General features: G+C 71.0%; 22 protein-coding genes and 1 riboswitch. Of the genes, 13 read left to right on the top strand and 9 right to left on the bottom strand.

Going from position 1 to position 23,657, the window contains the following annotated elements:
* Positions 1–233 precede the first annotated feature (233 nt).
* From ACZ3UD_RS07110 to ACZ3UD_RS07095, 4 genes are all read left to right on the top strand, one after another.
* A complete protein-coding gene (locus tag ACZ3UD_RS07110) occupies positions 234–1,466 on the top strand; it encodes a L,D-transpeptidase (protein ID WP_465583199.1) in 1,233 nt (410 codons plus the stop codon).
* A 175-nt stretch (positions 1,467–1,641) separates the two neighbouring features.
* Positions 1,642–2,895, top strand: coding sequence for a L,D-transpeptidase (locus ACZ3UD_RS07105; RefSeq protein WP_465583197.1), 1,254 nt, complete (start codon positions 1,642–1,644; stop codon positions 2,893–2,895).
* 201 nt (positions 2,896–3,096) lie between these two features.
* Positions 3,097–4,329 carry a L,D-transpeptidase gene (locus ACZ3UD_RS07100; RefSeq protein WP_465583194.1) on the top strand — a complete coding sequence of 411 codons (1,233 nt, stop codon included), beginning with the start codon at positions 3,097–3,099 and terminating at the stop codon, positions 4,327–4,329.
* A 197-nt stretch (positions 4,330–4,526) separates the two neighbouring features.
* A complete protein-coding gene (locus ACZ3UD_RS07095) occupies positions 4,527–5,024 on the top strand; it encodes an ATP-binding protein (protein ID WP_465583191.1) in 498 nt (165 codons plus the stop codon).
* 279 nt (positions 5,025–5,303) lie between these two features.
* Here the strand turns inward: ACZ3UD_RS07095 and ACZ3UD_RS07090 are convergent, their stop codons facing one another.
* The 3 genes from ACZ3UD_RS07090 to ACZ3UD_RS07080 form a co-directional block, all read right to left on the bottom strand.
* Positions 5,304–6,266: a hypothetical protein gene (locus ACZ3UD_RS07090; RefSeq protein WP_465583188.1), complete on the bottom strand. Its 963-nt coding sequence runs from the start codon at positions 6,264–6,266 to the stop codon at positions 5,304–5,306.
* A 192-nt stretch (positions 6,267–6,458) separates the two neighbouring features.
* Positions 6,459–6,659 carry a DUF397 domain-containing protein gene (locus tag ACZ3UD_RS07085; RefSeq protein WP_465583185.1) on the bottom strand — a complete coding sequence of 67 codons (201 nt, stop codon included), beginning with the start codon at positions 6,657–6,659 and terminating at the stop codon, positions 6,459–6,461.
* Positions 6,656–7,489 (bottom strand): helix-turn-helix domain-containing protein, encoded by an 834-nt coding sequence (locus ACZ3UD_RS07080; RefSeq protein ID WP_465583182.1) that lies wholly within the window; start codon positions 7,487–7,489, stop codon positions 6,656–6,658. The genes ACZ3UD_RS07085 and ACZ3UD_RS07080 overlap by 4 nt, the downstream gene beginning before the upstream one ends.
* Before the next feature lie 131 nt (positions 7,490–7,620).
* On the opposite strand from ACZ3UD_RS07080, the gene ACZ3UD_RS07075 reads away from it, so the two are divergent.
* Positions 7,621–8,058, top strand: coding sequence for an ATP-binding protein (locus ACZ3UD_RS07075; RefSeq protein WP_465583180.1), 438 nt, complete (start codon positions 7,621–7,623; stop codon positions 8,056–8,058).
* A gap of 4 nt (positions 8,059–8,062) precedes the next feature.
* Here ACZ3UD_RS07075 and ACZ3UD_RS07070 read toward each other — a convergent pair whose 3' ends face one another.
* Positions 8,063–8,899 (bottom strand): hypothetical protein, encoded by an 837-nt coding sequence (locus tag ACZ3UD_RS07070; protein ID WP_465583177.1) that lies wholly within the window; start codon positions 8,897–8,899, stop codon positions 8,063–8,065.
* 515 nt (positions 8,900–9,414) lie between these two features.
* Between ACZ3UD_RS07070 and ACZ3UD_RS07065 the strand changes: the two genes are divergently transcribed.
* The 4 genes from ACZ3UD_RS07065 (at position 9,415) to ACZ3UD_RS07050 (ending at position 13,095) form a co-directional block, all read left to right on the top strand.
* Positions 9,415–10,341 (top strand): DMT family transporter, encoded by a 927-nt coding sequence (locus tag ACZ3UD_RS07065; RefSeq protein ID WP_465583174.1) that lies wholly within the window; start codon positions 9,415–9,417, stop codon positions 10,339–10,341.
* Between the two features lie 152 nt (positions 10,342–10,493).
* A complete protein-coding gene (locus tag ACZ3UD_RS07060; RefSeq protein WP_465583171.1) occupies positions 10,494–10,943 on the top strand; it encodes a nuclear transport factor 2 family protein in 450 nt (149 codons plus the stop codon).
* A 63-nt stretch (positions 10,944–11,006) separates the two neighbouring features.
* Positions 11,007–12,206 (top strand): epoxide hydrolase family protein, encoded by a 1,200-nt coding sequence (locus ACZ3UD_RS07055; RefSeq protein WP_465583169.1) that lies wholly within the window; start codon positions 11,007–11,009, stop codon positions 12,204–12,206.
* A 148-nt stretch (positions 12,207–12,354) separates the two neighbouring features.
* Complete coding sequence (locus tag ACZ3UD_RS07050) at positions 12,355–13,095, top strand: cytochrome P450 (protein WP_465583165.1); 741 nt, start codon at positions 12,355–12,357, stop codon at positions 13,093–13,095.
* A gap of 149 nt (positions 13,096–13,244) precedes the next feature.
* Here the strand turns inward: ACZ3UD_RS07050 and ACZ3UD_RS07045 are convergent, their stop codons facing one another.
* Entirely contained in the window at positions 13,245–13,838 is a 594-nt protein-coding gene (locus tag ACZ3UD_RS07045; RefSeq protein WP_465583162.1) for a TetR/AcrR family transcriptional regulator, read from the bottom strand.
* A gap of 125 nt (positions 13,839–13,963) precedes the next feature.
* On the opposite strand from ACZ3UD_RS07045, the gene ACZ3UD_RS07040 reads away from it, so the two are divergent.
* Positions 13,964–15,073, top strand: a complete 1,110-nt coding sequence (locus tag ACZ3UD_RS07040) for an FAD-dependent oxidoreductase (protein ID WP_465583159.1) — start codon at positions 13,964–13,966, stop codon at positions 15,071–15,073.
* A gap of 179 nt (positions 15,074–15,252) precedes the next feature.
* Here ACZ3UD_RS07040 and ACZ3UD_RS07035 read toward each other — a convergent pair whose 3' ends face one another.
* From ACZ3UD_RS07035 to gcvT, 4 genes are all read right to left on the bottom strand, one after another.
* Entirely contained in the window at positions 15,253–16,620 is a 1,368-nt protein-coding gene (locus ACZ3UD_RS07035) for an L-serine ammonia-lyase (RefSeq protein ID WP_465583157.1), read from the bottom strand.
* 175 nt (positions 16,621–16,795) lie between these two features.
* A complete protein-coding gene (glyA, locus tag ACZ3UD_RS07030; protein WP_465583154.1) occupies positions 16,796–18,076 on the bottom strand; it encodes a serine hydroxymethyltransferase in 1,281 nt (426 codons plus the stop codon).
* 85 nt (positions 18,077–18,161) lie between these two features.
* Entirely contained in the window at positions 18,162–18,542 is a 381-nt protein-coding gene (gene gcvH / locus ACZ3UD_RS07025) for a glycine cleavage system protein GcvH (RefSeq protein WP_465583151.1), read from the bottom strand.
* A 104-nt stretch (positions 18,543–18,646) separates the two neighbouring features.
* The gene (gene gcvT, locus ACZ3UD_RS07020; protein WP_465583148.1) at positions 18,647–19,768 is read right to left on the bottom strand and encodes a glycine cleavage system aminomethyltransferase GcvT; all 1,122 of its coding nucleotides are present in this window, start codon (positions 19,766–19,768) and stop codon (positions 18,647–18,649) included.
* A 228-nt stretch (positions 19,769–19,996) separates the two neighbouring features.
* Positions 19,997–20,101: riboswitch (glycine riboswitch) on the bottom strand.
* 185 nt (positions 20,102–20,286) lie between these two features.
* Here gcvT and ACZ3UD_RS07015 point away from each other — a divergent pair.
* The 3 genes from ACZ3UD_RS07015 to ACZ3UD_RS07005 all read left to right on the top strand — a co-directional run bounded on the left by ACZ3UD_RS07015 (position 20,287) and on the right by ACZ3UD_RS07005 (position 23,639).
* The gene (locus ACZ3UD_RS07015; RefSeq protein WP_465583145.1) at positions 20,287–21,096 is read left to right on the top strand and encodes an enhanced serine sensitivity protein SseB; all 810 of its coding nucleotides are present in this window, start codon (positions 20,287–20,289) and stop codon (positions 21,094–21,096) included.
* Positions 21,097–21,213: 117 nt separating this feature from the next.
* Positions 21,214–22,182: an enhanced serine sensitivity protein SseB C-terminal domain-containing protein gene (locus tag ACZ3UD_RS07010; protein WP_465583142.1), complete on the top strand. Its 969-nt coding sequence runs from the start codon at positions 21,214–21,216 to the stop codon at positions 22,180–22,182.
* Between the two features lie 467 nt (positions 22,183–22,649).
* Complete coding sequence (locus ACZ3UD_RS07005) at positions 22,650–23,639, top strand: ABC transporter permease (RefSeq protein WP_465583139.1); 990 nt, start codon at positions 22,650–22,652, stop codon at positions 23,637–23,639.
* Positions 23,640–23,657: the final 18 nt, after the last annotated feature.

The raw sequence follows: 23,657 nt of genomic DNA, 5'->3' as shown, positions 1-23,657 counted from the left end.
CCGCCGGCGCCCCGTGGGCCGGGCCCGTGCCCGGGGGGGGCGCGCCGTCCCGGGGGGGGCGGGCGCCCCGCGCGCGGGCGAGGGCGCGGGCGTTCGGGGGCGGGCGCGCGGGGCGGAGCCCGCGCGCCCATGAGTGGATCCCGGGAGTTCGGCGTGTCCCTGCTGGGACGGTCCTCGTTGTTCCCGGCGTCGGACGCTCCAGACGTCGGAGCCGAGTAGTGGGAGGCCCCGGGATGCGGCGCCGAGTTGGGGTGTGGGCGCGGCGGGTGGGAGTGGCGGGCTGGTGCCTGATGCTGCTCACGGGGTGTGGTGGCGGTGGCTCGGCGGGCGCGCCTGCCGAGGATGCGGCCGGCGCCTCGTACACCCCGCCCCCGCCGCCGTCCCGGGCGGTGCTCACCGCGCTGCCCGCGGACGGCGCTCAGGACGTGCCGCCGGAGGGCCCGGTGCGGGTGAACGCCGCCCAGGGGCGGCTGGTGTCGGTCCGGCTGGCCGACGGCAAGGGCGCCGAGCTGCCCGGCACGATCAGCCCGGACGGTGCCGCCTGGGCGCCGGACGGCCCGCTGCCGCTCGGCACCGCCTTCACCCTGGACGCCGTCGCGGAGGACGACCAGGGACAGCGGGCGGCCCAGCACTCGGCGTTCTCGACCGTCGCCCGGGCGCACACCTTCGTCGCCTTCTTCACCCCGGAGGACGGCTCCACGGTCGGCGTCGGGATGCCGGTCTCGCTGCGCTTCAGTCGTCCGATCGCCGACCGGGCCGCGGTGGAGAAGGCCGTCCAGGTCACCGCCGACCCGCCGGTGCCGGTGGCCGCGCACTGGTTCGGCAACCAGCGGCTGGACGTCCGCCCGCGGCAGTACTGGGCGGCCGGCACCAAGGTCACCGTGGCGTTGCGGCTCAAGGACGTGCAGGGCGCGCCGGGCGTGTTCGGCTCCCAGACCCGGGACCTGCACTTCACCGTCGGCCGGGCGCAGGTCTCCACCGTCGACCTGGACGCGCATACCCTGACCGTCCGGGCCGGGCAGGGCGGCAAGGTGGTCCGGGTGCTCAAGGTGTCCGGCGGCAGCCCCGACCACTCCACCTACCGGGGCGTGATGGTGGTGTCGGAGAAGTACAAGGTGACCCGGATGAACTCGCAGACCGTCGGGATGGGCGACGAGTACGACATCAAGGACGTCCCGCACGCGATGCGGCTGACCGCCTCCGGCACCTTCCTGCACGGCAACTACTGGGCCGACCCGGGGGTGTTCGGCACCGCCAACACCAGCCACGGCTGCATCGGCCTGGCCGACGCCAAGGGCGGCACGAGCAAGGACACCCCGGCGGGCTGGCTGTTCGAGCACACCGTCCCGGGGGACGTGGTGGAGGTGAAGGCCTCGGCCGGGGACGTCGTGCCGCCGTCGAACGGGCTGGGCGACTGGAACGTGCCGTGGGACCAGTGGGTGGCCGGGAGCGCCCTGCGGCCCTGACCGGCTTTCACGTACGGTTCACCTCCCGCTCCACCCACCTCCCCTGGGCTTTCACTCAGACGGCCCAGCTATCCTGCTCCGGCGCGCCGGGCCCCGGCGCGAAAGATCGGCGCCCGGTGCAACTCATGGAGGCACTCAACGCGTCAAGAGAGTGGATACCGGGAGGGGAGATTCCGTGAAGACGGGTAAGACGGTCGGCGCCGCGATACGCACCAGCAACCGCTACGGGCGCAGGGGTGCGATGGCGTTGGTCATGGGTGGGGTGCTGCTGCTCACCGCGGCGTGCAACGACGACAAGGGCGGCAGTTCAGGGGACGCCGCCGCGACGGCGTCCGCGGACGCGAACGGGACGGCCGCCCCGGGGGGCAACGGGGCCACGCCGAAGGCCTCGGCGGCCGTGCTCGCGGTCGAACCGAAGGACGGCGCCCAGGACGTCGCGCCGAACGCGCTGCAGGTGTCGGTCTCGAACGGCAAGCTCACCACGGTCGATGTGACCGACAAGAACGGCAAGCCGGTCGAGGGCGCGATCACCGCGGACGGCACCGGCTGGAAGCCCTCGGCGGCGCTCGCCGTCGGGATGGCGTACAAGGTGAACGCGCAGGCCAAGGACGACGCCGGGCTGGTGTCCGCGTCGACCACCTCGTTCACCACGCTGACGCCGGACAAGAAGGCCTCCACCAACGACAACATCAGCGACGGCTCCACCTACGGTGTCGGCATGATCGTCTCGGTGAACTTCTCCAAGGACGTCAAGAACAAGGACGCCGTCCTCAAGGGCATCTCCTTCGAGACCAGCAACGGCACGACGGTCAAGGGCCACTGGTTCAGCGACCGCCGGGTGGACTTCCGTCCCGAGCAGTACTGGGCGCCGGGCACCAAGGTGACCATCAAGTACCGGCTGAAGAGCGTCGAGGTCGCGCCGGGCATCTACGGGGACGTGGACAAGGACGAGCCGTTCACCATCGGCCGCTCCATGATCTCCACCGCGGACGCCAAGTCGCACCAGATGACCGTCGAGCGGGACGGCAAGACCACCACGCTGCCGGTGACCCTGGGCGCGGACGCGACGCCGTCCTGGGGCGGGACCATGGTGATCATGGAGAAGGAGAAGGTCACCCGGATGAACTCGCAGACCGTCGGTCTCGGCGGCGAGTACGACATCCAGGACGTGCCGCACGCGATGCGGCTGACCACCTCCGGCACCTTCGTGCACGGCAACTACTGGTCCAACCCGTTCGGCAAGACCAACGGGAGTCACGGCTGCGTCTCGATGCAGGACGAGAAGGGCGGCAGTGACAGCTCCGTCGCGGGCAAGTTCTTCAACGACTCGATGGTCGGCGACGTCGTGAAGATCGTGAACACCAAGGAGAAGACCGTCTCGCCCTCCAACGGGCTGGGCGGCTGGAACGTGTCCTGGGCCAACTGGTAGGCCCGGCGGGTTTGTCACCGAGCGGCTCGATCCTCACCCGTTGGGGTTCGGGCCGCTCGGTTTTTGGGGCAAGAAGCCCCTCGAATGGCGCAACCTTTGCGGTGGCCAGGCGCGTATACGGGTCGGGTCCGCCGATGCGTCGGGTCCGCCGGTCCGTCGGGTGCGTCGGGTCCACGGGGAGTTCTGAGGGAGGGAGTCGACGTGAGGTCGATACGCAGGGTGGTGGCCGCCGGTCTGGTCGGCGGGGCGATGGCGTTGACCGCGGCCTGTGGCGGCGGCGGTGGCGGTGGCGGGAGCGCCGCGAAGGCCGATCTGGGGGCCGGCGCGGCCGCCTCCAAGAACGCTTCGGCTCCTGCCGGTTCGGCGCCTGCCAGTTCGGCGCCGAAGGTGTCGGCGGCCACGGTGAGCATCGAGCCGAAGAGCGGCGCGGTGGACGTGGCGCCGGGCGCGCTCAAGATCGGGGCGACCGGCGGCAAGCTCACCACCGTCAAGGTGAGCGACAAGACCGGCAAGGAGGTCGCCGGCACCATCGCCGCGGACGGCTCCAGCTGGACCCCGTCCACCGGCCTCTCGGTGGGCACCGCCTATCAGGTCAGCGCGATGGCCGCGGACGCCGACGGCGTGGTCGCCACGGCGGACAGCAGCTTCACCACGCTGACCCCGGAGACGCTGGCCAAGGCCTCCGACAACGTGGACGACAACGCCACGTACGGCGTCGGCATGATCGTCTCGGTGGACTTCAGCAAGGACGTCAAGAACAAGGACGCGGTCGCGAAGGGCATCTCCTTCGAGGCCAGCGACGGCACCGCGGTCAAGGGCCACTGGTTCGACGACCGCCGGCTGGACTTCCGTCCGGAGAACTACTGGAAGCCGGGCACCAAGGTGACGGTGCACTACCGGCTGAAGAGCGTGGAGATCGCCCCCGGGGTGTACGGCAGCGACCGGGACGAGCCCTTCACGATCGGGCGATCCCAGGTTTCGACGGTTGACGCCGCCGCGCACAAGATGACGGTGGTCCGGGACGGGCAGTCGAGCGACATCGACATCACCTCCGGCTCGTCCGAACACCCCACCTGGAACGGGACGATGGTGGTCATGTCCAAGGAGGGCACGGTGCGGATGCAGTCCAGCACCCTGCCCGGCATGACCGGCTCGCCGTACGACCTGCAGGTGCCGCACTCGATGCGGCTGACCACCAGCGGGACGTACGTGCACGGCAACTACTGGAGCGACGCCTTCGGGGAGGACAACGTCAGCCACGGCTGCGTGGGCCTGCGGGACGTCAAGGGCGGCGGGGACGGCACCTCGATGGGCAAGTTCTACGACGGCTCGATGGTCGGGGACGTGGTGATCGTGAAGAACTCCACCAAGAAGGAGACGCTCGACCCGTCGAACGGGCTGAGTGGCTGGAACGTGCCGTGGAGCCAGTGGTAATCGCCAGGCAGGGTGCGTCGGGGTCAACCCGGGCTTGACTCCGGTCGGTCCGGATTGGCCCCTCCTTGCTCCCGGCATATGCCGATCCGAGGGAGATCGTTTGCTCATTGTCCGTACGCGGCTGCTTGCGTTCCGCAATGATGGTCCGCATGGCGGGTTGGGGCGAAGCAGATCAGTCATCGGTTCCCGGGGCCGGCGTGGTGGCCGAAGCGCCCTGGATCGACGTCCAGGGAGCGCTCTCGGCGCTGGAGCGGCTCAGTTCCCGGGAGCTGCGGGAGATGTACGCGGGCAGGTTGTGCGATCAGTCCGCGCCGAACGAGGTGCGGTTGCCGTCCCGGCCGGAGTCGGGCCCGGTGGCCCGCAAGCTGGTGTTGGACGTCCTGGAGTCCTGGGGCCTCCACCAGCTCCTGGAGGCCGGGGAGTTGCTCACCAGTGAGCTGGTGTCCAACGCGGTGCGGCACGCCGCCGGGCGCACCATCGGCCTCCACGTCAGCCGCAAGCCCGGGTGGCTGCGGATCGAGGTCCGCGACTCCTCACGGGCGCTGCCCTGCATGATCCTCGCCGAGGCCAAACCGGTGAACGAGCGCGGCCGCGGGCTGAAGATCGTCGACGACCTCGCCGACCGCTGGGGCGCGGACCTGCTGCCGCGCGGCAAGGGCGTCTGGTTCGAGCTGAGGGTCCGCGAGCGGCACTGAGGCGCGCTCTCGGGTCCGGATTCGTCTCCGGATACGCGCAGGGCCCCCGGGTTCGCCGTGTTCCGGCGGATGGGGGCCCCTGCAAGTCATCGCGCCGGCCAAGGGGGTGCGTGCCGCGCGATGGGCGTCGGCAGTGCCAGGTCGGGCCCGCCGAAGTTCGATGCCTTGACTATCGCACGGATCTCAACATGTGGGCAAACCGGGCGGCTTGGATTACAAGGTTTGTAACCTACTTCACCTTTGGAATTTGCATAGGTTAACGCCGCCACCTGTGAATATTCATGATCCCGGCACGTTCGACGCCTGCTCGGCCGTCCTCCGGGGATTCCGCAGCGAGAGCATCGGCATATCGACGCCGAGCCTCGCCGCAGTGCTGTGCAGCGACGACGTGTTGCGGCTTTGCAGCTTCTCGCGGATGTAGGCGGCGTGGCGGTGAACGGCGGTGGGGGAGAGGTGCCGGTGGGTTGGCGGGGCCTTGAGGGCGCCACGGCAGGTGCGGCAGAGGCCGCCGAGGAGGGCGTGCGGGCGGCAGGGGGCGCGGCAGCCGGTGCACTCGATGATGCGGGTGGGCTGCTGCTGGGAGAGCGGGCGCTCCGGGGGCATCTTGTCGAGCAGGCGGCGGCGGGTGAAGGCCGCCGGGCTGTGGACGCCGTCCGGCGGGAGGCCTGCGGTGAGTGCGGCCGTGAAGAGGGCGAGCGTGGTGCCCCGGGCCAGCCACTCGGCGGCGAGCGGTTCCAGGGCGGTGCAGTCGGCCGCGGAGAGGGCGAGGCGGGCGTCGGCGAGGCCCAGGCCGGCGAGGGCCGCGTAGGCGGCCGAGGTGGGGGAGGTGCGGTTGAGCGTTCGCTCCCTGGGGGGATCGGGCGCTCCGGACGTTGACGCCTCGCCGGTGGTGAGGAAGCGGGTCCACCAGGCGTCGGAGCGGGGTGTCCGCGAGAAGTAGGTGCGGAACACCCAGCGGCACTGCTTGTCGCCGACGCGCTCGCGGACGCGACGCAGGTGGCCTGCGGTGGAGAGGTTGTTGAGCACCGTGCGGCAGGCCATCTGCCCGTAGTGGGGCTGGAGGGCGGCGAGCGTTTTGACGTCCATGGCGGCGCCGTCGGGGAGGTGGTCGATGAGCGAGGCGACGTACGCCTCGCGCGCCGGGAGGTGCGAGAAGTCTCGGGCGGAGCGAGGAAGTTGCTCCGGGGCGGACTGCTTTCCGTACCCGGGCGCGGCCATGGCGGTAAAGTCGTGAACAGCCACAGGATCGATTCCTAGAGTCAGTCGATCGTGCCGGTCAGGCCCCCGTTCGGTGTTGGTAGCACCAGCGGGGGCTGATTCATTAGTGCGCACGCTACACGGATGAACCGGCTGTGGCGTAGTCGTGACGATAAGTCATATCGGCTGCGTGCAGGGGTGGTTGGAAGGTAGTTACCCACCCGTTCAACTAAAGGGTCACTCGACCGGTGCCGCTTGAGCTTCGGGGGCGAAGGAGACGAACGCGGTCCACGCTTCGGGGGAGAAGGTGAGGGTCGGGCCGGCCTTGTCCTTGGAGTCGCGGACGTGGATGGCGGAGGGGGAAGCGGCTACCTCAACGCAGTTGCCGCCCTCGGTGCCGCTGTAGCTGGACTTCACCCAGACTGGGTTGGTGCTCATAGCTCCTCCGCCAACTTGTTGATGAAACGAGCCGACTCCTCGGGGGCGAGGGCCTGCCGGAGGATCATCGCATGGCGCTGCCACAGCAGATTAACCTTCTCGGGGTCGGCATACAGGAAGCCCATGGACTGGCCTTCCTCGTATGCGAGACGCTCGTGATCGGCGGTCTCCAGCAGAACGAACGGGCCGTTGACTCCCGGGTGAACGCACGTGGCAGGCGCCACTTGAACGTCGATGTGCCTGGGCTTGCCTACTTCAACGAGATGTTCCAACTGCTCTTTGTGTTCTGCGGCAGTGCCAACCTGGCGCATGAGGGCGAACTCGTCAATGACGAAACTGAACGACTTCGTCTGCTTGCTGAGGATCTCCTGGCGGGCCAGCCGTGCCGCTACTCGCTCCTCGACGGTGTCATCGTCCAGCGGCGGCCAGTGTGCATGGAGTAGGGCGCGGGCTGTGGCCTCTGTCTGAAGGAGGCCGGGAACGAGTTGGTTCTCGTACGAGCTCAAGACGGTTGCCTCGGGCTCGTATCTCATGAAGTCCTGTGAGAAGGATGGGAACTTCTCGGGTTTCAGGAAGTCGGCCGCTCCCAGCAACATCCCCCGCGCGTTGCACAACTCATCCGCCACCGTGAGCAACTTGAGCGACGGCTTCCGCCTCCCCGCCTCCATCGACCGCACGCTCTCGTAGTCGTAGCACGACGCCTTACACAACTCCTCCCGCGTGACCCCGGCCTGTTCGCGCCACCGCTTGATCTGATCGCCGCAGTACTTCCAGGCCATCGGGTTCTGCTTCGACGTCGTCATCCCGGCCCCCTCATCGTCCCTGGTCACGCAGCGGTCAACTCTCGCGCTGTACCGACGGTGTGACTACTGAGGGTATGCCTGGCTCCCGACTCTTGAAGGGTGAAATGGCCGAACTCGGCCCTTGTGAGTGAAGCATTCCGTACACCCCGAGGATTTTGATGATCACTCAGCCCGTCGACGCCGTCGAGTGGACGTTCCCCCGCCACCCCCGCAGCGCCGGCCGCGCCCGCCTCCGTCTGCTGCGGCAGGCCTTCGAGTGGGAGGTGCCCGTCGAGTCCACCGAGATCGCTCTGATCCTCCTCAGCGAACTCGTCACCAACGCCTGCCGTCACGCCCGGGGTCCCCGCGACCGCATGATCGGCGTCCGCGTCCTCCTCCCGAACTCCTCCCTCCTCCGGATCGAGGTCTCGGACGCCAACTCCACTCTCCCGACCATCCGGAACGCCTCCCCCAACGACGAGTCCGGCCGGGGCCTCGAACTCGTCGCAGCCCTCGCCGCCTCCTGGGGCGCGCACCCGCGCGGCGAGGGCCACATCGGCAAGACCACCTGGTGCGAACTCGCCCTCCCCACCCCCGCCAACCCCCACGGCGACTGACCGGCTACTTCACGGGCTTGGCCAACTCCCGTGCCAGCGACACCGCGTCGTCAGGGAACTCACCTGACTTGTCGGCGTTGACCAGGAGCTCCAGCACTCGGTCGCCGATGCGGACGAGGATCGTCTCGGTGCCCAGGTAGCCCCCCTCCGGGAGCATCTTGAAGTCCAGTGCCTCGTCGCCCAGTCCGGCCACCGGCTTGGCGACGAGGCGTATCTCGATATCGCTGTGGCCCTGGCCCGTGCCCTTCTCGGTGAACGACGGGCAGCGCGCCGCGAAGTCCCTGATCACACCCAGCTGCTTCGCCGCGTCGCCGGCGCGGAAGGAGGCCACGGTCACCCCGCCGGCGTGCTCGCCGTCGGTGGACCATATGTTCTGGCGGGCGTACGCCGCGTAGCCGTCCAGCACCGTCAGGTTGTTCATGACGCTGCACGGCGCCGTGGGCCCCAACCCCGTGGTGGCGGAGAGCACCTGCGATCCGCTGTCCGACGGGGTGCTGGGGCCGTACTTGCTGTTGAGGGTCCAACCCGACGGGACGGTCTCCTCGGTGGGCAGATACGCCCTGAGGACGCTCCCGAGGACGATCGACGGATCCACGACCGGGGCGGTCAGCGTGGGCGTCGGGGCCGGCAGGATGGGGTATCGGGTCGGGAAGTCCGTCACAGTCACCTTGACTGTCGGGGCGACGGATATCGCCTCCGTCGGGCCGACCGCCTTCGGTGAACCTTCACTGGAACACCCGGCCACGGCGGCCAGGGCGAGCAGGGCCCCCGCCGTCACCGGAACTCGCACCTTGGCCATGGTGAACATCGCTTCCTTCGCGCTGACATGACGGATGGTCACCAACGCTACCGTGCTGACGCCAACCGCTGCTCGGCCTTCCGTTCCCCTCATGCCCGCGCGAGAAGTCGGACCGGCCGACTTCTCGCGCTCCTGCTCGTTCTCCCCCCTCCTTCTCCGCCGCGTATCAGCCCAGTGAGAAGCCCATCTGAACGACGCCTTCGACGTGCTCACCTCGGCGCCCGCGAAGTACGGCACGCCGTCGGAGTGCCGGCTGCCGGACAGCGCCATCGGCGTCTCCTCGATGCCGGGCCACGGAAGCGGGTGGGGCGCCTGCGCAGGAAGTCGGCCCTGTCGACTTCCTGGGCGAGCGGATAGCATCAGGCCCGTGAAGCTCTACTGGCACGCCGTGCTGCCACCGCTCAGCGCCTGATCGGGCGCGCGCTTCGGTGGCTTGATCCCTGAGACCCCCGGTTCAGCCTGGTGTGGCTGCCGTGGGGCTGTGGCGTGCGCCCGTTCTCGGAACCAGTTCCCCTGACGGTCTTCGACGACGGAAGTTCACGACTGTGCCGAATCGTTTGTCTGCGCCTGCCCGTACTCGCCCGACCCCGGCTGCTCGCCCTGCCCGGCTGATCGACGGGCCGCTGCCGATCCTGGCCGCCGCGCTGCTGTGGGGCACCACCGGGACCGCCAGCTCGCTGGCGCCCGTGGGCGCTCCGGCGGCGGGGATCGGCTCCGCCGCGCTGGTGCTCGGCGGGCTGCTGCTGTTCCTCACCGACCGCACCGCCTGGTCGCTGCCCCGGCGGTGCGGCACGCGTGAGCGGTGGCTGCTGGCGGTGGGGGCCGTCGCGGTGACGGGGTACCCGCTCACCTTCTACCCGGCGGTGACCCGCACCGGGGTGGCGGTGGCCACCGTGATCGCCCTGGGAAGCGCGCCGGTGTTCACCGGGCTGCTCGGCTGGCTCGCCCGGCAGGGCCGGCCCGGCGGGCGCTGGGCCGGGGCCACGGCGCTGGCCGTGCTGGGCTGCGGGGTGCTGGTGCTCGGGCCCGAACTCGCCGGTGGCGGCGCGGCGGTGGACCCCGTCGGAGTGCTGCTGGCGGCGCTCTCGGGGCTCTCGTACGCGGTGTACTCGCTGATCGCCGGCCGGCTGATCGCGGCCGGGCACCCGTCCGGCGGGGTGATGGGCGCGATGTTCGGCGGGGCGGCGCTGCTGGTGCTGCCGGTGTTGCTGGGCGGCTCGGTGCAGTGGCTGGCCTCGGCGCGGGGCACGGGGGTGGTGCTGCACCTCGGGGTGATCACCACCTTCTTCGCGTACCGCCTGTTCGGCCACGGCCTGCGGCACACCTCCGCCCAGACCGCCACCACGCTGACGCTCGCCGAACCCGCCGTCGCCGCAGTCCTCGGCGTCGCGGCGCTGGGGGAGCGGCTGCCGGCCGTCTCCTGGTGCGGGCTCGCGGTGCTCGCGGGCGGGCTGGCGTTCCTGACGCTTCCGGGCCGCCGGTAGTTCAGTTGCTGCGCAGGAAGTCGGCCCGGCCGACTTCCTGCGCAGCAACAGCCCGGTGGCTAGGGTGAGGTGATCGTGTGATCGTCGGGGGCCATGTCGCGTGTGGTGCAGGGCTCTTGGCGTTCCGGCTTGTCTAGGACGGGGGACTGGTCATGGCGGAGTTCGCGGGTCCGTTGGAGGTGCTCGCCCGCTACCGTCGGGCGATGCTCGACCTCGACGCCGATGCGCTGGCCGAGCTGTACGCCGAGGACGGGGTGCACGAGTTCCCGTTCCTGTTCCCGGGGATGCCCGAGCGGTACCGGGGGCGGGAGGAGGTCCGGGCCGGGTACCGGGCGGCGTGGGGTGCGAGCACCGCGCGGCCGCAGGAGATCCGGGAGGTCGCCGTCCACCCGAGCACCGATCCTGAGGTGCTCACCGTCGAGCAGTGCGTGATCGGTACCGACGTCGCCACCGGCAGGCCGTTCAGCCTGCCGGGGCTGCTCGTGCTGCGGGTCCGGGACGGCCGGCTGGTGCACGTCCGGGACTACATGGACGGCCTGGCCGTGGCCCGTGCGATGGGGCGGCTGGCCGCCGTGGCGGCGCGGCTGGAGGAGCGGGGCTGAGGGGCGGTCGGATGGCGCCGTTCCGTGATCTTGACCGTGTTCGGGCGACTACGATCAGCGGATATGACGACGCCGCCCGATGAAGGCATCCACCCGTTCCGCATCGCCGTTCCGGAGAGCGACCTGGAGGACCTGCGCCAGCGCCTCGACCGAACGCGCTGGCCGGACGAGCTGCCGGGGGTCGGCTGGGCCTACGGGATCCCGCGCGACTACCTGATGGAGCTGGCCGACTACTGGCGGCACGAGTACGACTGGCGGGCCGCCGAGGCGCGGCTCAACCAGTGGCCGCAGTTCACCACGACGATCGACGGCGCCAACATCCACTTCCTGCACGTCCGTTCGCCGGAGCCGGACGCGGTGCCGCTGCTGCTGTCGCACGGCTGGCCCGGTTCGATCGTCGAGTTCGCCGAGCTCATCGGACCGCTCACCGACCCCCGGGCGCACGGGGCGGGCCCCTCGCCGGCCTTCCACCTGGTGATCCCGAGCCTGCCCGGCTTCGGCTTCTCCGGTCCGACCCGGGAGACCGGCTGGGAGTACCGGCGGGTGGCGGCGGCCTTCGCCGAACTGATGCGACGGCTGGGCTACGACTCGTACGGGGTGCAGGGCGGCGACTGGGGCTCCGCGATCTCGCGGGAGCTCGGCCGGGTGCACCCCGAGCGGGTGATCGGGGTGCACCTGAACCTGATCCCGGGGGGTGCGGCGGAGAGCGAGCCCACCGAGGAGGAGCTCGCCGGGCTCTCCGCGCCGGAGCGGGCGCGGACGCTGGCCTCCTGGGAGCGGATGCGCGAGTGGAACCGGGAGCGCAAGGGCTACGCGGACATCCAGACCACCCGGCCGCAGACCCTCGCGTACGGCCTCACCGACTCGCCGGTCGGTCAACTGGCCTGGATCGCCGAGAAGTTCAAGGAGTGGACGGACTCCGCGGAACGCCCCGAGGACGCCGTCGACCGGGACCAGCTGCTCACCAACGTGATGCTCTACTGGCTCACCGGGACGGCCGGGTCCTCGGCCCGGCTCTACTACGAGCGCACCCACGCCGACTACTGGGGCCAGCCGGCCGAGCCGTCGACCGCCCCGACCGCCGTGGCGCTGTTCCCGGAGGAGAACTTCCTGGTCCTGCGGCACATCGCGGAGCGGACCAACAACATCGTGCGCTGGACGGAGCTGGACCGGGGCGGTCACTTCGCCGCGATGGAGGAGCCGGACCTGCTGGCCGCCGACATCAGGGCCTTCTTCGGGCGGCTGCGCCCGGCGGACGCGTAGCCGCAGCGGTGCGCCGCCTCCATCCCCTGCGGGGAGGCGGCGCCGCTCAGGCCCGGATGGTGCCGGGCTCGGGCTCCGAGAAGGCCCCGTACAGCAGCAGGTCGAGGACGGCGAGCAGCTCCTTGGTGAGCGCGCCCTTGCGGCCGGGGTGCATGCACCCATCTTCGAGTACCTCCGCGTCCCGATCGAGGACCGGGCGATGCTCTACAGCTGGGCGCCGATCCTCGGCGGAGCCCCCTACCACACCGAGGAGGAGAACCGCCGGCTCAAGGAGGTCAGCGCCAGGTACGAGCAGTACCTCCTGGACCTGCTGGAGTCCCGCCGCGCCGACCTCGGCGAGGACCTGGTCAGCCAGCTGCTGCGCGCGGCCGACGAGGACGTGTTCACCACCGACGAGATCGCCTCGACCATGTCGCTGGTCATCATCGCCGGCCAGCGGACCACCACCAACCTGATCGGCAACGGCCTGTCGGCCCTGCTCAGCCACCCCGACCAGCTGGAACTTCTGCGTGAGAAGCCGGAGTTGGTCGTCTCCGCGGTGGAGGAGTTCCTGCGCTACGAGGCGCCCAGCTACCGCGGCACGCTCCGGGTCGCCGCCCAGGACATGGAGATCGGCGGGGTGGAGATCGGCAAGGAGGCCTTCGTCCACCTGCTGATCGCCGCCGCCAACCGCGACCCGAAGGTCTTCGAGGACCCGGACGCGCTGGACATCGCCCGCAAGAACAACCGCCACCTCACCTTCGGCCACGGCCCGCACTTCTGCCCGGGCGCGCCGCTCTCCCGGCTGGAGGGCCACCTGGTCTTCCCGACCCTGCTGCGCCGCCTGGAGGGGATCGAACTCGCCGTCCCGGAAGACGAGTTGGCCCGGGGCCCGCTCAGACCGCCGTGATCAGCACTCGATGACGTTCACCGCGAGGCCGCCGCGCGAGGTCTCCTTGTACTTGCGCGACGTAGCAGACCTCACGGTGGAACTGCGGGCCGCGAAGCGCGACTGCGCGGCGGCGGGCACAGGTCGGCTCGGCCCGTCCGGAGGACGGGTCAGCTGCCCGGGTGGGAGGCCGCCCAGCCGTGTTCGAGCAACGCGAAGGCCTCGTCCGCGGCGCGGCTCGGCTCGGTGTGCCGCAGGATGAGGCCGCGGGCCTCAAGGGCGAAACGGGCCAGGGCGGCGCAGCTGACGTCGTCCTCGGGAGCGCCGACAGCCTCGGCGATGGCCCGCGCCAGGGCCGCTTCGTGGCGCGTCCACATGCGGTGGGCGTAGTCGCGCAGCGCAGGGGTCTCCTGCACCATGCGCGTGAAGTCGGCGAACCGCGGGTCCGTGGCATGGACGGCGAACTGGGTCTGGTTCAGCAGGATGTGATCGCGCAGCGCCTGCGGGATCGACTGGCCGGGGGTGCGGTCGCGCACGGCGGCGACGAGCGCTGCCTCCAGGTCGTCGTCCTGGTCGAAGACCAGGGCTTCCTTGCCGGAGAAGTGCTTGAACAGGGTGGTCACCGAGACATCGGCGGCATCGGCGACATCCTTGACGCCGACCTGGTCGTAGCCGCGGTCGAGGAAGAGTTCGAGTGCGGCGTCGGCCAGGGACTGGCGGGTCTGGGCCTTCTTGCGCTCGCGGCGCCCGGTCGGTTCGGTCACCCGCTCACCATACCCCAGGGTGCAGCGACTATGAAAGTTGAGTCGTTGCACTTATTTCATGAGTGTGCTTTCTTGGTGCTGCCGGGCGCTCCCGGCAGCTCATCCACCTCCCGAGGGACACTCCCATGAACTCTGCTCGTGCTCCCCGCATCGCGATCGTCGGCGCCGGCCTCGGCGGCCTCACCTGCGCCCGAGTCCTGCAGCAACACGGCCGCTCCGTCACTGTTTTCGAACGCGAGGCCTCCGCCGACGCCCGCCCGCAGGGCGGCACCCTCGACCTGCATGCCGACACCGGTCAGGCCGCCCTGCGGGCGGCCGGGCTCCTCGGCCGATTCCAAGCCCTGGCCCGCCCCGAAGGAGAGGAGTGGCGCGTGCTCGACTTCGCCGACGCCGCCCTCCTGGCGCACCAGGGGCCTTCCGCCGCCGGCGGCCGGCCGGAGATCGATCGAGGCCAACTGCGTGGCCTGTTCCTGGACTCGCTCACCGAGGGCACGGTGCGGTGGGGGCGCGCCGTCAGCGAGGTCACCCCGCTGGCGGACGGCACCTGCCGACTGCTCTTCGGTGACGGCATCGCTGAGGACTTCGACCTGGTGGTCGGCGCCGACGGCGCCTGGTCGCGCGTCCGCCCGGCCCTGTCGCACGCCGCACCCGGCTACACCGGTGTCACCTTCGTCGAGACCGGATTCGACCACTGCGACACCCGCCATCCCGACCTCGCGCGGCTGGTCGGCAACGGATCGATGCTGGCGAAGGGCGCAGGCCGGTCCCTGGTCGCCCAGCGCAACAGCAACGGCCACATCCGCGCCTACATCGCGCTCCGCGCGCCGCAGGACTGGCACGAAGCCGCCGGTATCGACCTCGGCGACCAGCGAGCCGTGCGGACGCACCTGCTGAGGATGTTCGACGGCTGGGACGAGAGCCTGCGCTACATCCTGCGCAACAGTGACACCGGGTTCATCAACCGGCCCCTGTTCGTCCTGCCCGCCCCGCACACCTGGGAGCACGTTCCCGGTGTCACGCTGCTCGGCGATGCCGCGCACCTGATGCCTCCGGTTGGGCTGGGCGCCAATCTCGCCATGCTCGACGGCGCCGACCTCGCCCGCGCCCTCGTCACCGAATCCAGCGTCGACGGCGCCGTCCGCACCTACGAGAGCGTCATGGTGCCGCGCTCGATCGAGGCCGCGACGGGCAGCGCGCGGGGACTCGATCACCTCGTTCCCGCGACGACCTCCTGAGCTGACTCCACCGCCCTCGGCCGCATGGCCGTGCCCGCGTCGGGCATGTGCGCTCTCCACGGCGGTCGCATCCGCCCCAGGGAGGTGTCGTCAGAGGACCCGTCCGTCGGCCTCGCCCCCAGTAGATGTCGACAGAACAGCTCAGAAAGGGAGAAACATGCAGGTCAGAGCCGGTTTCCCTAGCACTCGATGACGTTCACGGCGAGGCCGCCGCGCGAGGTCTCCTTGTACTTGATCTTCATGTCGGCGCCGGTCTCCTTCATCGTCTTGATCGCCTTGTCCAGCGAGACGTGATGCCGCCCGTCGCCCCGCAGCGCCATCCGGGCCGCGGTGACGGCCTTGACCGAGGCCATGCCGTTGCGCTCGATGCAGGGGATCTGGACCAGGCCGCCGACCGGGTCGCAGGTGAGGCCGAGGTTGTGCTCGATGCCGATCTCGGCGGCGTTCTCGACCTGCTCGGGGGTGCCGCCGAGGACCTCGGCGAGGCCGCCCGCGGCCATCGAGCAGGCGGAGCCGACCTCGCCCTGGCAGCCGACCTCGGCGCCGGAGATGGAGGCGTTCTCCTTGAAGAGCATGCCGATGGCGCCGGCCGCGAGCAGGAAGCGGACGATGCCGTCCTCATCGGCGCCCGGGATGAAGTTCAGGTAGTAGTGCAGGACGGCCGGGATGATCCCCGCCGCGCCGTTGGTCGGCGCGGTGACCACCCGGCGGCCGGAGGCGTTCTCCTCGTTGACCGCCATCGCGTAGAGGGTCACCCACTCCATCGCGTTGGCCGGGCCGATCCCCTCGGCGCGCAGCGCCCGGGCCGCGGCGGCCGCCCGGCGGCGGACCTTGAGACCGCCCGGCAGGATGCCCTCGCGGCTCATGCCGGCCCGCACGCACTCCTGCATCACGGACCAGATCTCCAGCAGCCCGGTGCGGATCTCCTCCTCGCTGCGCCAGGCCTTCTCGTTCTCCAGCATCAGGCCGGAGATCGACAGCCCGGTCTCCCGGGTGAGCCGCAGCAGCTCCTCACCGGTGCGGAAGGGGTAGCGCAGCGCGGTGTCGTCGGGCTTGACCCGGTCCGCGCCGATCGCGTCCTCGTCGACGACGAAGCCGCCGCCGACCGAGTAGTAGGTCTTCTCCAGCAGCGTGGAGCCGTCCGCCGCGTACGCCCACAGGGTCATGCCGTTGGCGTGGTACGGCAGCGAGCGGCGCCGGTGCAGGACCAGCTGGCTGTCGGGGTCGAAGTCGACGGCGTGCTCGCCGAGCAGGTTGATCCGCTTCTCGGCGGTGATCCGCTCGACGTCCTTGTCGGCCTGGTCGACGTCGACGGTGCGGGGCGAGTTGTTCTCCAGGCCCAGCAGGACGGCCTTCGGGGTGCCGTGGCCGTGGCCGGTGGCGCCCAGCGAGCCGTACAGTTCGGCCCGGACGGACGTCACCTGCGTCAGCAGGCCTTCGGACCGCAGGCGGCGGGCGAACATCCGGGCGGCGCGCATCGGGCCGACGGTGTGGGAGCTCGACGGGCCGATGCCGATGGAGAAGAGGTCGAAGACACTGATGGCCACGGGGACGTCCTTGTCTGGTCTCGTGGAAGGACTTGCGGTCGGGGCGGGCACGGAACGGGGCACCCCGCACACTGTCCAGTGTGCGGGGTGCCCCGGAGTCCCCTGGACGTTCCAGGGGTGAGGCCGATCACCCTACCGGTCGGTAACTTACCGGCGGGTCACCTACTGCCGGCCCTTACTCCTGGTTGCCCAGGTTCGGGTAGAGCGGGTACTTCTCGGCCAGCGCGGTGACGCGGGCCTTGAGCGCGGCGGCGACGGTCTCGTCGAAGGCGGGCTTGAGCGCCTCGGCGATGATGTCGGCGACCTCGCGGAAGTCCTCGGCCCGGAAGCCGCGGGTGGCCAGGGCCGGGGTGCCGATGCGCAGGCCCGAGGTGACCATCGGCGGGCGCGGGTCGTTCGGGATGGCGTTGCGGTTGACCGTGATGCCGACCTCGTGCAGCCGGTCCTCGGCCTGCTGGCCGTCGAGCTGGCTGTTGCGCAGGTCGACCAGGACCAGGTGGACGTCGGTGCCGCCGGACAGCACGCTGGCGCCGGCCTCGGCGACGTCGTCCTGCAGCAGGCGCTCGGCGAGGATGCGGGCGCCCTCCAGGGTGCGCTGCTGGCGCTCCTTGAACTCCTCCGAGGCGGCGATCTTGAAGGCGACGGCCTTGCCCGCGATCACGTGCTCCAGCGGACCGCCCTGCTGGCCGGGGAAGACCGCGGAGTTGATCTTCTTGGCGAACTCGGCCTTGGACAGGATGACGCCGCCGCGCGGACCGCCCAGGGTCTTGTGGGTGGTGGTGGTGACCACGTCCGCGTAGGGCACCGGGTTCGGGTGCAGCCCGGCGGCCACCAGGCCGGCGAAGTGCGCCATGTCCACCATGAGCAGGGCGCCGACCTCGTCGGCGACCCGGCGGAACTCGGCGAAGTCCAGCTGGCGCGGGTAGGCGGACCAGCCGGCGATGATCAGCTTCGGCTGGTGCTCCTTGGCCAGGCGCTCGACCTCGGCCATGTCGACCTGGCCGGTCTTCTCGTCCACGTGGTACGCGACCACGTTGTAGAGCTTTCCGGAGAAGTTGATCTTCATGCCGTGGGTCAGGTGACCGCCGTGGGCCAGGTTCAGGCCCAGGATGGTGTCGCCCGGCTGGATCAGCGCGAACATCGCGGCGGCGTTGGCCTGCGCCCCGGAGTGCGGCTGGACGTTGGCGTGCTCGGCGCCGAACAGGGCCTTGATGCGGTCGATCGCGATCTGCTCGACCACGTCGACGTGCTCGCAGCCGCCGTAGTAGCGGCGGCCGGGGTAGCCCTCGGCGTACTTGTTGGTGAGCACCGAGCCCTGGGCCTCCATGACCGCCACCGGGGCGAAGTTCTCGGAGGCGATCATCTCCAGGGTGGTCTGCTGGCGGTGCAGCTCGGCGTCGACCGCGGCGGCGATCTCCGGGTCGAGGGCGTGCAGGGACTGGTTGAGAACCGTCATGGTGTGGTCTTCCCGGGAGGAGGAGAGCGGAGGGACGGTGGGGGCGGGACGGACCGCCGTGCTGCGGCCCGTCCCGGCGGGTGGCTCAGCCCTGGGCGTGGGTGAGCGCGTCGTACTCGGCGGCGCTGAGCAGCTCGTCGGTGGACTCCACCCGGACCTTGAACAGCCAGCCGCCCTCGAAGGGGGCGCTGTTGACGAGGGCGTTGTCGTCCAGGACGTCCTGGTTGACCTCGACGACCTCGCCGGTCACCGGGGAGTACAGGTCGCTGACCGACTTGGTGGACTCCAGCTCGCCGCAGGTCTCGCCGGCGGTCACCTCGTCGCCGACCTCGGGCAGCTGCACGTAGACGATGTCACCGAGCGCGTCCGCGGCGTGCTTGGTGATGCCGACCGTGGAGACACCGTCCTCGGCGGCCGTCAGCCACTCGTGCTCCTTGGTGTACTTCAGGTGCTGGGGGTTGCTCATGGCGTCATTCTCCAGGATGGGAAGCGGGTACGACGAAGCGGGCCGCCGCGCGGACGGCTTCGACGTGCGGGTATGGGAGGAACGGGGGCCCCGGCCGGACGGCCTCAGCGGGCGCGCTTGTAGAACGGCAGCGCCACGACCTGGACCGGCTCGTGCTTGCCGCGCACGTCCACCGCGACGGTGCTGCCGGGGGCGGCGTGGGCCGCGTCGACGTAGGCCATCGCGATCGGCTTGCCCAGGGTCGGGGACGGCGCGCCGGAGGTGATCCGGCCGATCGGGGCGCCCTCGGTGGAGACCACGGTGTACTCGGCGCGCGGCACCCGCTTGCCCTCGGAGACCAGGCCGACCAGCACCTTCGGGGGGTTGGTCTCGGCCGCGGCGGCGGCCTGCTCCAGGGCCTTGCGGCCGACGAAGGCGCCGTCGTTGGTGGTCTTGTCGAAGCGGACGACCCGGCCCAGGCCCGCGTCGAACGGGGTGAGGTCGGTGGACAGCTCGTGCCCGTACAGCGGCATGCCCGCCTCCAGGCGCAGGGTGTCGCGGCAGGACAGGCCGCACGGGACCAGGTCGTGGCCCTCGCCGGCGGCGGTCAGGGCCTGCCAGATCTGCTCGGCGTCGCCCGGGTGGCAGAAGATCTCGAAGCCGTCCTCACCGGTGTAGCCGGTGCGGGCCAGCAGCACGTCGCGGTCGGCCACCCGGGCCGGGAGGATCGCGTAGTACTTCAGGCCGGGCAGGTCGGCCTCGGTGGTCTTGGCCAGGATCGCGGTGGACTCCGGGCCCTGGACGGCGATCAGCGCGTAGGTGTCGCGGTCGTCGGTGACGACGGCGTCGAAGCCCTTGGCACGGGCGATCAGCTCGTCCAGGACCAGCTGGGCGTTGGAGGCGTTGGCGACGACCAGGAAGGCGTCCTCGCGCAGGCGGTAGACGATCAGGTCGTCCAGGATGCCGCCGTCCTCGGCGCAGATCATGGTGTAGCGGGCGCGCAGCACGCCGAGCGCGGAGACGAAGCCGACCAGCGCGTGGTCCAGCATCTCGCCGGCCTGCGGGCCGGTCACGGTGATCTCGCCCATGTGCGAGAGGTCGAACAGGCCGGCCTTGGTGCGGACGGCGAGGTGCTCCTCGCGCTCGCTGCCGTAGCGCAGCGGCATGTCCCAGCCGGCGAAGTCGGTCATGGTCGCGCCGAGGGCGCGGTGCAGCGCGTCGAGCGCGGTCAGGCGGAGGGACGACATGGCCAGGAACTCCTCGGTCGGGGCACTCAGGGGTGCACGCGCCGGGACCGGACCCGCTGGGGACCGACCCTGCGCGCGGGCATGCGGCGGCGTGGGTCTCCCCATCTGTCGTCGGACCTGAGAGCTTCACCGCGGCCGCCCGCAGCTGTTTCCAGCATCCAGGACAGCATGGCGGCTTGCACCGTGGGTGGGCGCGCGACAGGGCCGTGCGCCGCTTTCCAGATGTGCCTAACCCGTGCGGTAGGGGGGCCTGAGAGATTCCGGGGAGGACTTGCTCCTTCGGCGCCGGCTGTACCGCCTGAGCGGCACTCCGGGCTCTCCCGCGCGGGTTCGAGCGGCCGGTGTGGAGTTGTGGGGGCCCGCGGCGCATGCCGTCGGACGCGCACATCATGGCACGTCCCCGCGGACGAGGGGAGGGGGGACCCGGTCACACGACATGGAGGCGAACACGAGCCCTAAACTCTTCCGCGTCGGCACAGCAGTGGGCGGCCGACCGGCAGAGGGCGGTTCAGGCGCGCATGGGGTACCCGGTGGAGCAGCAGCAGGGGTGGGACGGGCCGCAGGCGGCGCCGCCCGGCGGTGCGTGGCCGGCCAACGAGCTGGAGCAGGTGCTGACCGCCGCGCTCGGCGACCCGGGCGCGACGCCGCGGGTGATCGAGGTGCTGGCCCGCAGTCAGGTGTGGATCCCGCTGCCGGCCGGGGGCGACCCGGGCGGGCAGTCGCTGGACCTGCCGACCATCGAGCTGGCCGGGGCCCCGTACGTGCCGGTGTTCTCCTCGCAGGAGGTGTTCCTGCAGCAGGCGCCGGGGATGGCCTTCGCGATCGCGCCGGCCTGGGAGTTCGCCCGCGGACTGCCGCTGGGCGTGGGCATCGCGGTCAACCCCGAGGCCGCGGTGGGCATCCCGGTGCCGCCACAGGGCGTGGCGGAGCTGCGCCGCGGGCCACGTGACGGCCACCGCTGGGAGCACACCGAGCACGCCGCGGAGGCGCCGACCGGCGGCCGGGTGGCGCTGCGCGAGCCGGTGCCGGGCGAGGACCCGGAGTACTTCCTGGCCGCCTGCCGGGCCGAACTGTCGGCCTTGCCCGGGGTGTTGACCGCGCGCCGGGCGCTGGCCAGCATCGAGGGCGAACCGACCGTGATGTTCGTGGGCGTCCAGTTGGATCCGGCCGCCCCGGCCGACCCGGGCGCGGTGAACGAGGCGCTCGGCCGGGCACTGGGAACCGCGCCGCTGCCGGGTGGCGTCCACCTCGTGCTGCTCGACCTCGCCGAGGACCCGGTGGTCGAGTGGCTGCTCACCCGGGTACTGCCTTTCTACACGCGGGTGTGAGCGGGGATCGCATCAAGGGCACGTCGCCGTGGCGGTGGCCGGTGCCGCGCCATAGGGTGCGTGCAGACGGCCGACGGGCCGGCTGGGTTGAGGAAAGAGGCGCGGCGAGGTGGGCGCATGAGTGCGGGAGCGGGAACGGGCGGTGTGCCGGGGCCCTGGGGCCAGGCTCCGGCCGGGCGCCCGGCGGCGGATCCGGGCGCGATGGAGCACGCCCTGCGCGAGGTCGCGCCGGAGCGCTACGACGCGTACGAGCGGCTGCTGCACGCGCTGGCCGACGGCCAGGTCTGGATGCTGCTCTGGCACGGTACGCCGGGCAGTCCGGACGCGCAGTACGGGAACATGGAGATCAGCGGCCACGGCTACGCGCCGGCCGTGACCTCGCCCGAGCAGCTGACGGCCTCCGGCTGGGCCCGGGCCCACGAGGTCATCTCCGGGCGGGAGATCGCCGCCTCCCTGTACCGCACCCGCTGGGGTCTGTGGCTCAACCCGCACGCTCCCGGCGGCGGGGTCGGTGTGCCCTGGGCGGACCTGCGGCGGATCGCCGCGGGCCTGGACCGGCTGCCGGCCGGTCCGTTGAAGCTGAGTGAGCCGCAGGTGAACGCCCAGCAGTTCTTCGCGCTGCTGGAGCGGCAGGCCGGTGAGGTGCGCGCGGTCCGGGCGCTGCGCCGGGCCTGGGTGCAGCCGGCGGTGGGGGAGCCGTACCTGGCGATCGGCCTGGACCTGTACGAGAGTTCGCCGCCGGCCGTGGAGGCGGTGCGGGCACTGATGCAGCGGGCGATCGCGGTGGCCCCGGAGGGGCTCGCGGTGTCCACGGTGGCGATGGCGGACGAGTACGACCCGGTGGCGCTGTGGATGCGCGCCAACGCGCGGCCGTTCTTCGATCGGGAGGCGGGCCGCCCGCCGGCCGGCCCGTACCCGACGGCGGCGCCGCCGCCGTACCCGGGGCAGTCGATGCCCGGTCAGCCGATGCCGGGTCAGCCGATGCCGGGGCAGCCGACACCGGGATGGGCCTACGGCACCCGGCCGCCCGCGCCGGGCTGGGGGCAGCAGCCCCCGCAGGCGTGGCACGGATACCCCGGCCGCTGATTGCCAAACCCCGTTTCCAGCTAAAACCTTTACCGCGAAGCCGACTTGATTCACCATCAGGTCGGCTTCGGTGTTTTCCGGACGAATTACCCCTCCGTCGGGGTCCGCACATCTTGGCATGGCTGTTACAGCCATGTGAAGAGGGATATGCCGATGACCGCGGAGGTGCATGCGTGCAGATCACAGTTGGGCATCTGTCGCCTGGCAGGGCTGGCGCAAGCCAGTTCGGATGGCAGAGAGTTCTGCGCAACGCACCGCGCGTACTGGATACCCCACAAAGGTGAGCGCGCACGCCGACCGCTCCACCACGCGACGCCCAATCCCGCGTGGCGGCAGTACCTGTGCACGAAGCACTGCCGCGAACACCTGCTCCTCCTAAGCACCTCCGCACGTCCGCAGCCGCACCGCCGAAGCCGGCGCCCGGCACCCGTGGGCCGGCCACCGTCGGCGAGGGGACCCAACTGACCATGACCGCATCCGTGACCACCACCGGGAACGAACCGGAGGCGCCAGCCACCGCGAGCCCGGCCAAGACGATCGAGGGCCGCTCCCTCGGTCGGATCGCCTGGACCCGCTTCAAGCGGGACAAGGCCGCCGTCGCCGGCGGCATCGTGGTGATCCTGCTGATCCTGCTCGCCGTGCTGTCCGGGCCGATCGAGGCCCTGTTCGGGCTCGACCCCGACAACCCGAACCCGGACCTGCTGGACGCCAACCTCGGCGGCCTGCCGCTCGGGGACTGGGGCGGCATGAGCGCGGACCACCCGCTCGGCATCGACCCCCTGCAGGGCCGTGACCTGCTCGCCCGCGTGGTCGACGGCTCCTGGGTCTCCCTGCTGGTCGCCTTCGGCGCGACCGTCCTGTCCAACACCATCGGCAGTGTGCTCGGCGTGATGGCCGGCTACTACGGCGGCTGGGTGGACACCCTGATCAGCCGGCTGATGGACGTCTTCCTGGCGTTCCCGCTGCTGCTCTTCGCCATCGCGATCTCCGCCTCGCTCCAGGGCGGCGCGTTCGGCCTGCACGGCCTCCCGCTGCACATCATGGTGCTGATCTTCGTGATCGGCTTCTTCAACTGGCCCTACATGGGCCGGATCGTGCGCGGACAGACGCTGTCGCTGCGCGAGCGGGAGTTCGTCCACGCGGCCCGCAGCCTCGGCGCCCGCGGCCCGTTCATCCTGTTCAAGGAACTGCTGCCCAACCTGGCCGGCCCGATCCTGGTCTACTCGACCCTGCTGATCCCGACCAACATCCTCTTCGAGGCCGGGCTGAGCTTCCTCGGCGTCGGCATCCAGCCCCCGCAGTCCTCCTGGGGCGGCATGCTCGCCGACGCGAAGAACTACTACCAGGTCGACCCCCAGTACATGGTGGTCCCCGGTCTGGCGATCTTCATCACCGTGCTCGCGTTCAACCTGCTCGGCGACGGGCTGCGTGACGCCCTCGATCCCAAGAGCAACTGACATCACGTCAGAACACTC

The sequence above is a fragment of the Kitasatospora sp. NPDC023118 genome, assembly GCF_055560875.1.
This window is presented reverse-complemented; position numbering and strand designations above follow the sequence as displayed.